Raw genomic sequence first — 12,689 nt, forward strand, 5'->3', positions numbered from 1 at the left:
CGAGGTGGCCCTGTACCGGCTCGTGGAGTCGTTCGGGGTTCGCCCGGATGTTGTGGTGGGGCATTCGGTGGGGGAGATCACTGCTGCTCACGTGACCGGTGAACTGGGTTTGGAGGCTGCGTGTCGTTTGGTGTCTGCGCGGGCGTCGTTGATGGAGGCGTTGCCGTCGGGCGGATCGATGGTCGCTGTGCAGGCGACCGAGGATGAGGTCACACCTCTGTTGACTGAGCGGGTTTCGTTGGCTGCGGTAAATGCTCGTGACTCGGTGGTGATCGCTGGTGAGGATGCTGCGGTTGCTGGGGTTGTGGCGGCGTTGGGTGGGCGGCGGTTGACCAGGCTCCGGGTGTCGCATGCTTTCCATTCGCCGTTGATGGACCCGATGGTTGAGGAGTTTCGGGCTGTCGCGGCGTTGGTGTCGGATGATCCTGAGCGTTGGGTTCGGAATATCCGGGACACGGTGCGGTTCGCGGACGCGGTTGAGGGGATCGCGGTCGGCCTGGAACTGGGTCCGGGAGTCTTGTCGGGCGTGATGGCCGTGCCGTCGTTCCCCGTGCTGCGCAAGGACAGCGGCGAGGAGACCAGCTTCCTCACCGCACTGGCGAACCTGCACGTGACCGGTGTCGACGTGGACTGGACCCCAGCGCTGGCCGGTGGCGGGCGCGTGGACCTGCCCACCTACGCCTTCGACCGCGAGCGGTACTGGCCGAGCGTCACCCACCCGCTGCTCGGACCCGCCGTGGACCTCGCGGGCGAGGACGGCGTCGTGTGCACCAGCAGGCTGTCGGCGCGCTCGCACCCCTGGCTCGCCGACCACGTCGTGCGCGGGCGGGTCATCGTCCCCGGCACCGCCCTGCTGGAGCTGGCCCTCGGCGCGGCGGACGAGGTCGGCTGCGCGACCGTCGAGGAGCTGACCATCGCCGCGCCGCTGGCACTCCCCGAGCGCGGGACCGTGGAAGTCCAGGTGCGCGTCGGCGCCGCCGACGACACCGGGCGCCGGGCCGTCGGGGTCCACTCGCGGCTCGACGGCCTCGACTGGACCGCGCACGCCTCCGGCACGGTCGTCCCCGACCCGCGCGCACCGGAGGAGTCCGAGGCGCACTGGCCACCCGCCGACGCCGACGCCGTCGACCTGACCGGGCTCTACCCCGGCCTCGCGGACGCGGGCTGGGACTACGGGCCCGCCTTCCGGGGCCTGCGGGCGGCTTGGCGGCGCGGCGACGAGGTCCACGCCGAGGCCGCGCTCCCGGACCACGTCCGCGACGCCGCCCGGTTCGGCCTGCACCCGGCCCTCCTCGACGCTTGCCTGCACACCGTCGCCCTCACCGGGATGAGCGGACTGCCGTTCTCCTGGTCGGGCGTGACGCTGCACCAGCGCGGCGCCACCGCCGCGCGCGTGCGGATCACCCGCTCCGGTGACCACGCCGCGAGCATCACCGTCACCGACCCGGCAGGCGCGCCGGTCATCACCGTCGAGACCCTCGCGCTCCGGTCGGCCGACGGCCTGGGCCCGGCCACCGACCCGCTGTTCGGCGTGGAATGGGTGCCCGCTCAGTCGACCGGTGCCGCCCCCAGGGCCGTGGCCATGCTCGGGACCGACGCGCACGGCCTGACCGCCGCCCTCGGCGCCGCGGGCACCGAGGACCCGGACGTCGTGGTCGTCAGCGTCACGGGCGACCCCGACCGGGTCATCGACTCGACGCACGACCTCACCACGCGCGCGCTGCGGACGATCCAGGACTGGCTCGTCGACGAGCGGGCCCGCCTGGTGTTCCTGATCCGCGCCGGGGACCTCCCCGCGGCGGCCGTGCGGGGACTGGTGCGATCGGCGGAGTCCGAGCACCCCGGCCGCTTCGGCGTGGTCGAACTCGACGACGCCGACGGGCAGGCGGTGGCGCGCGCCCTCGCCACCGACGAGCCCGAAGTCCTCGTGCGCGGTGAGTCCGTGCTGGTTCCCCGGCTGACCCGCGTCGCCGCCACCGCGCCCCGGCCCGACTGGGCCGCCGCGGGCACCGTCCTGATCACCGGCGGCACCGGCGGTCTCGGCGCGGTGATCGCCCGGCACCTCGTCCTGGCGCACGGGGTGCGCGGGCTCGTGCTGGCGTCCCGGCGCGGCGCCGGGGCCGATGACCTGCTCGCCGAGCTGCGGGACGCGGGCGCCGACGTCCACGTCGCCGCCTGCGACGTGGCCGACCGGGACGCGCTGTCGGCGCTGCTGGCCGAGCACCCGGTGTCCGTGGTCGTCCACGCGGCCGGAGTGGTCGACGACGGCGTCATCGGGTCGCTGACCCCGGACCGGGTCGCCGCCGTGCTGCGGCCGAAGGTGGACGCCGCCTGGCACCTGCACGAACTGGCCGGGAACGCCGAGCTGGTGCTCTTCTCCTCGGCGGCAGGCGTGTTCGGGTCGGCGGGGCAGGGGAACTACGCGGCGGGCAACGCGTTCCTGGACGCGCTCGTGCGCCACCGCCGGGACCGGGGCCTGCCCGCCGTGTCGCTCGCCTGGGGCCCCTGGGTCGGCGAGATCGGCATGGTCGGCGGCCTCGCCGACCCGGCGGTGCGGCGGATCGCGCGCTCCGGGATGCTGCCGATCGATCCGCGCCAGGGCGCGGACCTGTTCGACGCGGCCACCGGCGCGGCCGACCCGGTGGTGCTGCCGGTCCGGCTCGACCTCGCCGCCCTCCGCGGCGCGGCCGAGGTCCCCCACCTGCTGCGCGGCCTGGTGCGACCCCGCCCCCGCCGCGCGCCCGTCGCGGCCGTGCCCGCCGGGCTCACCCGCGCCCAGGCGCTGGACCTCGTCCGCGCCCAGGTCGCCGCCGCGCTCGGGCACGCCACCCCGGGCACCGTGGACGCCGACCGGCCGTTCACGGACTTGGGCTTCGACTCGCTGACCGCGGTCGAGCTGCGCAACCGGCTCACCGCGGCCACCGGGCTGCGGCTCCCGGCCACGCTGGTCTTCGACTACCCGACCACCGCCGCCCTCGCCGACCACCTGCTCGGCGCCGAGACCCCCACCGCCCCGGTGACCGCGGCCCGTCCTGTGACCGACGACCCGATCGTCCTCGTCGGCATGGCCTGCCGCTACCCGGGCGGCATCGAGTCCCCGGAGGACCTGTGGCGGTTCGTCCGCGACGGCGGTGACGCCACCACCGGCTTCCCGGCCAACCGTGGCTGGGACACCGACCTGCTGTTCCACCCCGACCCCGACGAGCCGGGCCGCACCCACGTCGTCCGCGGCGGCTTCCTGCACGACGCGGGCCGGTTCGACGCGGCCTTCTTCGGCATGAGCCCCCGCGAGGCGCTGGCCACCGACGCGCAGCAGCGGCTGTTGCTGGAGGTGTCGTGGGAGGCGGTCGAGCGCGCGGGCATCGACCCGGCGACGCTGCGCGGCAGCGCGACCGGCGTGTTCGCGGGCGTCATGTACAGCGACTACAGCGGCCTGCTGCCCGGCGCCGACGGCGACGGCCTGCGCGGCAGCGGCAGCGCGCCGAGCGTGGCGTCCGGGCGGGTCGCCTACGCGCTCGGCCTGGAGGGCCCCGCGGTCACCATCGACACCGCGTGCTCGTCGTCGCTGGTCGCCATGCACCTCGCCGCCCAGGCGCTGCGGTCGGGGGAGTGCTCGCTGGCGCTGGCGGGCGGGGTCACCGTGATGTCCACCCCCGGCGCGTTCGTCGAGTTCTCCCGCCAGCGCGGCCTCGCCGCGGACGGGCGGTGCAAGGCGTACTCCGACGCGGCCGACGGGGTCGCGTGGTCAGAGGGCGTCGGCGTCGTGGTGCTGGAGCGCCTGTCCGACGCCCGGCGCAACGGTCACCGGGTGCTGGCCCTGCTGCGCGGTTCGGCGGTGAACTCCGACGGCGCGTCGAACGGCCTGACCGCGCCGAACGGCCCCTCCCAGCAGCGGGTCATCCGCCAGGCGCTGGCAGGCGCCGGGCTGTCGTCGGGGGACGTCCAAGTCGTCGAGGGGCACGGCACCGGGACGGCGCTGGGCGATCCGATTGAGGCGCAGGCGTTGTTGGCGACGTATGGGCAGGATCGGGATGTTCCGTTGTGGCTCGGTTCGGTGAAGTCGAACCTGGGTCATACGCAGGCCGCGGCGGGTGTCGCTGGTGTGATCAAGATGGTGCAGGCGATGCGGCACGGTGTGCTGCCGCGCACGCTGCACGTGGACGAGCCCTCGTCCCATGTGGACTGGAGTGCGGGCGACATCCGGCTGGCCACCGCGGAGGCGACGTGGCCTGCCGCGGGGGGCCCGCGCCGGGCGGGGGTGTCGTCGTTCGGGGTGAGCGGGACGAACGCGCACGTGATCCTGGAAGCGGGCCCCGCGGGCGATGTGGTGCCCGGTGAGCCTGCCGGGGTGGTGCCGTGGGTGGTGTCGGCGAAGTCGCCGTCTGCTGTGGACGGTCAGCTTGAGCGGCTGCGGGGTGTGGGCGCCGCGCCGGTCGACGTGGGATTCTCGCTGCTCTCCCGTTCCTCGTTCACGCACCGGGTGGTGCTGCTGGACGGTGTCGAGGTGACACGGGGAGTGGCCTTGCCGGGTCGGTTGGGTGTGGTGTTCCCCGGGCAGGGTGCGCAGCGGCTGGGCATGGGGCGCGGGCTTTATGAGCGGTTCCCGGTGTTCGCCAAGGCTTTTGATGAGGTGTGCGCGTACCTTGCCCCTGGTCTTCGTGAGGTGATGTGGGGTGGGGATCAGGGTTTGCTGGACCGGACTGGGTGGGCGCAGCCCGCGTTGTTCGCCGTTGAGGTGGCCCTTTACCGCTTGGTGGAGTCGTTTGGTGTTCGTCCGGATGTTGTGGTGGGGCATTCGGTGGGGGAGATTGCCGCTGCTCATGTGATTGGTGAGTTGGGTTTGGAGGCGGCGTGTCGTTTGGTGTCGGCGCGGGCGTTGTTGATGGAGGCTCTGCCGTCGGGCGGGTCGATGGTTGCTGTGCAGGCGACCGAGGATGAGGTTGTGCCGCTGCTCGATGAGCGCGTCTCGCTGGCGGCGGTCAACGCCCGTGACTCGGTGGTGATCGCGGGTGAGGATGCTGCGGTCGCTGGGGTTGTGGCGGCGTTGGGGGAGCGGCGGTCGACCAAACTCCGGGTGTCACATGCCTTCCATTCGCCGTTGATGGACCCGATGATCGAGGAGTTCCGGGCTGTCGCGGCGTCGGTGTCGGATGATCCTGAGCGCTGGGTGCGCAATGTCCGGGACACCGTGCGCTTCGCCGATGCCGTCGAGGGGATCAGCGCTGCCATCGAGCTGGGGACCGGGACACTGTCCGGTGTCATGGCCGTGCCCGCGTTCCCGGTGCTGCGCAAGGACGCGGACGAGCAGAGCGGCTTCCTCACCGCGCTCGCCCACCTGCACGTGAGCGGGTTCGACGTGGACTGGGCGCCCGCCCTCACCGGTGGTCGGCTGGTGGACCTGCCGACCTACGCCTTCGAACGGGACTGGTACTGGCCCGCCACCACCGTCGGGCTCGCCGACGCGACCGCCATCGGCCTGGTGCCCGCCGAACACCCACTGGCGGGCGGCGTCGTGGACCTGCCCGACGGTGGCGGGGTGCTGCTCACCGGCAGGCTGTCGCTCCGCTCGCACCCGTGGCTGGCCGACCACACGGTCGGCGGGTCCACCCTGCTGCCCGGCACCGCCCTGCTCGAACTCGCCGTCCGAGCGGGCGACGAGGTCGCGGCCGGACGAGTCGCCGACCTCACCATCACCGCCCCCCTCGCCCTGCCCGACCACCGGGGCGTCCAAGTCCAGGTGCGCGTCGACGCCCCGGACGCGGCCGGGCGCCGTGACCTGCGCATCCACTCCCGGCTTGAGGGCGCGGAAGAGCACCCCTGGACCGAGCACGCCACCGGGACCCTCACCGCCCCGGCCGAGCCCACCGCACTGGGCACCCGGCCCTCCACGGGCGCTGAGAACCCCGGCCGAACCGACCACGCCACCGCAACCACGGGCAACGGCGCGCCGGGCGAGTGGCCGCCCGCCGGGGCTGAGCCGGTCGACCTGGACGGGTGCTACGACCGGCTCGCCGCCGCCGGGCTCGACTACGGGCCCGCGTTCCGGGGGCTGCGGTCGCTCTGGCGGCGCGGCGACGGGGACCGCGCCGAGGTCTACGCCGAGGTCGCCCTGCCCGACCACCTCCGCGACGCCGCCCGCTACGGCCTGCACCCCGCGCTGCTCGACGCCGCGCTGCACGCGCTCGGGGTGATCGACCTCGGCCTGCCGCCCGCCGCGGTCCCGTTCGCCTGGCGCGGGGTGACGCTGCACGCCTCGGGGGCATCGGCCGTGCGCGTCCGGCTCACCCGGACGGCCGACGACACCGTCGCCATCGCGCTCACCGACCCCAGCGGCCCCGTGGCGTCGATCGACGCCCTGGTCGTGCGCCCGCTCACCACCAGCCGCTCGACCGCCGACGACCTGTTCCACATCGACTGGGTTCCGTTCGAGCCTGCCACCACCGACCCCGGCGTGGCCGTGCCTGGAGAAACCGCTGAGCAGCCCTTCGGCGTGGTCGTGCACGAGGTGATCACCGAGCCGGGAGAGCACGTCCCCACCGCCGCCCACCGGATGACCGCCGCCGTCCTGGACCGCCTGCGCGAGCACCTGGCGCTGCCCGGCCACACCCGGCTGGTGTTCCTCACCCGGGGCGCCCTCGACGGCACCGACCCGGCCGCGGCCGCCGCGGCGGGGCTCGTGCGGTCGGCCGCGACCGAGCACCCCGGGCGCTTCGGCATCGTCGACCTCGACGACGACCCCGCCTCCCGTGACGTGCTGGGGCGCGTCGTCGACACCGCCGAGCCCGAGCTGCGCGTCCGGGGCGGGCGCGTGAGCGCCCCCCGGCTCACCCGCCTGAGCGGCGCGGGCGCGGCGCTGCCGTGGGAGCCCGGGGGCACCGTGCTCATCACCGGCGGCACCGGCGGTCTCGGCGCCGCGGTCGCGCGGCACCTGGTCGCGGCGCACGGCGTGCGGCGGCTGGTGCTGCTGTCCCGCGGCGGCGGGGGCGGCGACCTGGTGGCGGAGCTGGGCGAGCTCGGCGCGGACGCGCGGGTCGTGGCGTGCGACGTGGCCGACCGGGAGGCGCTGGCCGCCGTGGTGGCCGAGCACCCGGTGTCGGTGGTGGTGCACGCGGCGGGCGTGCTCGATGACGGTGTCGTCGGCGCGCTGACGGCCGAGCGGGTCGACCGCGTGCTGCGCCCCAAGGTGGACGGCGCCTGGAACCTGCACGAGGTGGCGCGGGACGCGGTGCTCGTCGCGTTCTCCTCCGTCGCGGGCACGTTCGGGTCGGCGGGGCAGGGCAACTACGCGGCGGCCAACGCCTTCCTCGACGCCCTCGTGCGGCACCGGCGCGCCCACGGGCTGCCCGCCGTCGCGCTCGCCTGGGGACCGTGGGCCACCGGCATGGCAGGCGCGCTCAGCGAGTCCGATGTGGACCGACTGGCCGCCGCCGGTCTGCCGCCGCTGCCCACCGAGCAGGGGCTGGACCTGTTCGACGCCGCCCTCGCCACCGGCGAGCCGGTCGTCCTCCCGGTCCGGCTCGACCTCGCGGCCCTGCGCGCCGCCGGGGAGGTCCCGCCGGTGCTGCGCGGACTCGTCCCCAGCCGGGTCAGGCGGGCCCGTGCGGGCGGCGACGGCGACCTCGTGCGACGGCTCGCCGCCGGGACCGGGCCGCGGCGCCGCGAAGTGCTGCTCGAGCTGGTCCTCGGCCAAGTCGCCGGGGTGCTCGGGCACCAGGGCGCCGACCGTCTCGACCCGACCCGGGCCTTCTTCGACCTCGGCTTCGACTCGCTGACCTCGGTGGAGCTGCGCAACCGGCTCGCCACCGCCACCGGCCTGCCCCTGCCCGCGACCGCGGTGTTCGACCACCCCTCCGCGGAAGCCCTCACCGACTTCCTGCTCGTTACCTTGTTCGGCTCACCGGCGAACGACCAGCCGCAGGCCGCCGCGACCGCGCCCGACGAGCCGATCGCCATCGTCGGCATGGCCTGCCGCTACCCCGGCGGCGCCGACACCCCGGACGCCCTGTGGCGGCTGGTGGCCGCAGGCACCGACGTGATCGCGGGCTTCCCCACCGACCGCGGCTGGGACCTGGCCGCCCTGTACGACCCGGACGCGAGCAAGCCCGGCACGTCCTACACCCGCCACGGTGGCTTCCTGCACGACGCGGCCGAGTTCGACGCGGAGTTCTTCGGGATCAGCCCGCGTGAGGCGTTGGCGATGGACCCGCAGCAGCGGCTGCTGCTGGAGACCTCCTGGGAGGCGGTCGAACGCGCCGGGCTCGACCCGGCCGCCCTGCGGGGCAGCCGCACCGGCGTGTTCGCGGGCGTCATGTACCACGACTACGGCGCGCGGCTCACCGACGTGCCGGAGGACCTGGAGGGCTTCGTCGGCAACGGCAGCGCGGGCAGCATCGCTTCCGGCCGCATCGCCTACACCTTCGGTTTCGAGGGCCCGGCGGTCACCGTGGACACCGCGTGCTCGTCATCGCTGGTCGCCCTGCACCTCGCCGCCCAGTCCCTGCGGTCCGGCGAGTGCTCCCTCGCCCTCGCGGGCGGGGTGAGCGTGATGGCCACGCCCGCGGTGTTCGTCGAGCTGTCCCGCCAGGGCGCGCTGTCCCCGGACGGGCGGAGCAAGGCGTTCGCCGAGACCGCCGACGGGGCGGGCTGGGCCGAGGGCGCGGGCATGCTGGTGCTGGAGCGGCTCTCCGACGCCCGCCGCAACGGGCACCCGGTGCTCGCCGTCGTCCGCGGCACCGCGGTCAACCAAGACGGCGCCTCCAACGGCCTGACCGCCCCCAACGGCACCGCGCAGCAGCGGGTGATCCGCTCGGCGCTGGCCGCCGCCCGCCTCCGACCATCCGACGTGGACGCCGTCGAGGCGCACGGCACCGGCACGGCGCTCGGCGACCCCATCGAGGCGCACGCCCTGCTCGCCACCTACGGCCAGGACCGGGGCGAACCGCTCTGGCTGGGCTCGGTGAAGTCCAACATCGGGCACACGCAGGCCGCCGCGGGCGTCGCCGGGATGATCAAGATGGTGCAGGCCATGCGCCACGGCGTGCTGCCGCCCACCCTGCACGCCGAGCGGCCCTCACCCCACGTGGACTGGTCAGCCGGGGCGGTCCGGCTGCTCACCGAGACCCGGCCGTGGCCGGAGACGGGCAGGCCGCGCCGCGCCGGTGTCTCCTCCTTCGGGATCAGCGGCACCAACGCCCACGTCGTGCTCGAACAGGCCCCGCAGGCCCAGACGCCCGAGCCCGCCGGAGCGGGACCGGTCGCGTGGCCGCTGTCGGCCCGCACGCCCGCGGCGCTGCGCGCCCAGGCCGCGCGCCTGGCCGAGCACCTCGACGCGCACCCGGACCTGGCGGCGGCCGACGTCGCCGCCACGCTGCTCCGCCGCAGGCGGTTCGAGCACCGGGCGGTGGTGACCGGCGGCGACCGCGGCGCGCTGGACGCGCTGCGGCGCGGTGAGCCGCACCCGGAGCTGGTGACCGGCAGCGGCGCGGGGGCGTCGCCGGTGTTCGTGTTCCCCGGCCAGGGGGCGCAGTGGCACGGCATGGGGCTGGAGCTGCTGCGGTGTTCCCCGGTGTTCGCCGAGTCGATGCGGCGCTGCGCCGACGCGCTGGCCGAGTTCGTCGACTGGGACCTGTTCGCCGTGATGCGCGGTGAACCCGACGCGCCCCCGATCGACCGGGTGGACGTGCTGCAGCCGGTGCTGTTCGCGCTGATGGTCTCGCTCGCCGACGTGTGGCGCGCGCACGGCGTGGAGCCCGCCGCAGTGGTGGGCCACTCCCAGGGAGAGGTCGCGGCCGCTCACGTCGCGGGCGCGCTGTCGCTGTCCGACGCCACCCGCGTCGTCGTGCTCCGCAGCCGGTTGTGCGGCGACCGGCTCGACGGCCGGGGCGGGCTGGCCACGGTGACCCTGCCGGAGGCGCGGGTGCTCGACCGGATCGCCGCCTGGGGACCGCGGCTGTCGGTCGCCGCGGTCAACGGTCCGGCCGCGGTGGTGATCGCGGGCGACAACGAGTCGCTGGACGCGTTCGTCGCCTCCTGCGAGGCCGACGGCGTGCGGGCCAAGCGGATCGGGTCCGCCTTCGCCTCGCACTCCGCCTACGTCGAGCCCCTCCGCGACGACCTGCTCGCCGCGTTCGCCCCCGTCCGCCCGGCCCCCGCGGCCGTCCCGGTGTTCTCCACCGTCCTCGGCGCCGAACTCGGCGACCTCCCGCTGGACGCCGGGTACTGGGTGGAGAACCTGCGGCGGCCCGTGCGGTTCCAGGCCGCGATCGAGGCCCTGCTCGCCGCGGGCCACGACACGTTCATCGAGATCAGCCCGCACCCGGTGATGGTCGCCCCGGTCCAGGACACCGCCGAGGACGCGGGCCGCCGTGCCGCGGTCTTCGGCACCCTCCGCCGGGGGGAGGACGGCCCCGCGCAGGTGCTGCGGTTCCTCGGCGCGGCGCACGCGCACGGCCTGAACCCCGCGTGGGACCGCGTCCTGCCCGGCGGCAAGCCGGTCGAGCTGCCCACCTACGCCTTCGACCGGCAGCGGTTCTGGCTCGACGCGCCGGAGCCCGACCGGCGGGCGGCCGACGAGGTGGAGTCGGCGTTCTGGGACCTGGTCGAGCGGCGGGACACCGGCGCGCTCGCCACCCACATCGGCGTCCCGGACGGCTCACCGGTCGGCGCGTCGCTGGAAGCGCTGCTCCCCGTGCTGTCCTCGTGGCGGCGACAGCGGCGCGAGGAGTCCGCCGTGGACGCCTGGCGGTACCGGGTGGCCTGGACGCCCGCCCGGCTCCACCCGGTGCCCGCGCTCGACGGCCGGTGGCTGCTGGTGCTCCCCGCCTGCCACACCGACGACCAGTGGGTGCGGGCGGTCGCCGACGCGCTGACCGGCGCGGGCGCGGACCTGGACCGGCTGGTGGTCGCCTGCGACGCGCTCGACCGGCACGCCCTGGCCGAACGCCTCGCCGCGGGCGACCGCGCACCGGCGGGCGTGCTGTCCCTGCTGAGCCTGGCCGAGCAGCCGCTGGCCGGGCACCCCGCCGTACCCGCCGGGCTGGCCGCGTCACTGGTGCTGTCGCAGGCGCTGCTGGACGCGGGGATCACCGCGCCGCAGTGGTGGCTCACCCGGGAGGCCGTCGCGGTCGACGCCGACGACCCCGCGGGCACCACGACCGGCGCGATGGTGTGGGGGCTGGGTCGCGCGGCCGCCCTGGAGCACCCGAGCACCTGGGGCGGGCTGCTCGACCTGCCCGCCGACCCCGGCCCGGGGCTCGGTCAGCGGCTGGCCCGCGCGCTCACCGGCTCCGGGGACGACGACCAGCTCGCCGTCCGCCCGTCCGGGGTGTACGCGCGCCGCCTGACCCGCGCCGCGCCACCGCAGGCCGGGGGCGACACCGGGTGGCTGGCGGGCACCGTGCTGGTCACCGGGGGGACCGGCGCGCTGGGCGCCACGGTCGCCCGGTGGGCCGCGGAGCGCGGCGCCCCGCACGTGCTGCTGTGCAGCCGCCGCGGCCCCGACGCCGACGGCGTGCCGGAGCTGGTCGGCGAGCTGAGCGCGCTCGGCGCCAAGGCCACCGTCGCCGCCTGCGACGCCGCCGACCGCGAGGCGCTGTCCCGCGTGCTGGCCGGAATCCCCGACGAGTTCCCCCTGTCCGCGGTCGTGCACGCCGCGGGCGTCGGTGACGTGGGGGCGCTGGCCGACATCGGCGTGGCCGAGGTGAGCGCGGTGGTGTCCGGCAAGGTCGAGGGCGCGCGCAACCTCCACGAGCTGACCGCCGACCTGCGCCCGGCGGCGTTCGTGCTGTTCGCCTCCGGCGCGGGCGTGTGGGGCAGCGGCGGGCAGGGCGCGTACGCGGCGGCCAACGCCTACCTCGACGCGCTGGCGGGGCGCCGCGCCGCGCAGGGGCTGCCAGCGACCTCCATCGCCTGGGGCGCCTGGGCCGAGGCCGGGATGGCCACCGACGACACCGCCGACGAGTACCTGCGCAAGCGCGGCTTCGCCCCCATGGACCCCCAGCTGGCCATGACCGCGCTGCGGCAGGCGGTCGAGGGCGGCGAGACCTGCGTGACCGTCGCCGACGTCGACTGGGAGCGGTTCGCCGTCGGGTTCACCTCGGCTCGTCCCAGCCCGCTGATCGGCGAGCTGCTGCCCGCCTCCGCCGAGAACGCCGGGGACGCCGGGACCGGTGACGGCACCGGCCTCGCCGAGCGGCTGGCCGGCCTGGAGCGCCCCGAGCGCGCGGGGGTCGTGCTCGACGAGATCCGCCGCGCGGTGGCCACCGTGCTCCGCCACGACGGCGCGGGCGGCGTGGCGGCCGACCGCCCGTTCAAGGAGATCGGGTTCGACTCGCTGACCGCGGTCGAGCTGCGCAACCGGCTCACCGCGGCGACGGGGCTGCGGCTGCCCGCGACCATGGTGTTCGACCACCCCACGCCCGCGGCGCTCGCCGAGTTCCTCCTCCAGGGACTCACCCCCGAGGAGCCCGGCTCGGACGACGGGACCGCCGAGATCGACCGGCTCGCCGCCCTGATCGCCACCGCGGACCCGGCGGGCCGCGCCCGCGCCCGCATGGCGACCCGGCTGCGCGAGCTGCTCTGGGCGCTGGACGGCGAGCCCGCCGCCACCGCGCCCGACGACCTGGACGGGGCCAGCGCCGAGGACCTGTTCGCGCTGCTCGACGACGAGCTAGACCACTGACCGGGAGCGA

Annotated in this window: 1 protein-coding gene (running past one end of the window); it reads left to right on the plus strand. The window is 75.8% G+C overall.

The features are described 5' to 3' along the window. Positions 1 to 12,679 carry the 3' portion of a type I polyketide synthase gene (locus ACTG9Q_RS27380; protein ID WP_455575795.1) on the plus strand. It extends 1,805 nt beyond the left edge of the window, so only the last 12,679 of its 14,484 coding nucleotides appear in the window; its start codon lies off the left edge, out of view; its stop codon occupies positions 12,677 to 12,679. Positions 12,680 to 12,689: the final 10 nt, after the last annotated feature.

It is taken from the genome of Actinokineospora lacus (genome assembly GCF_053813445.1).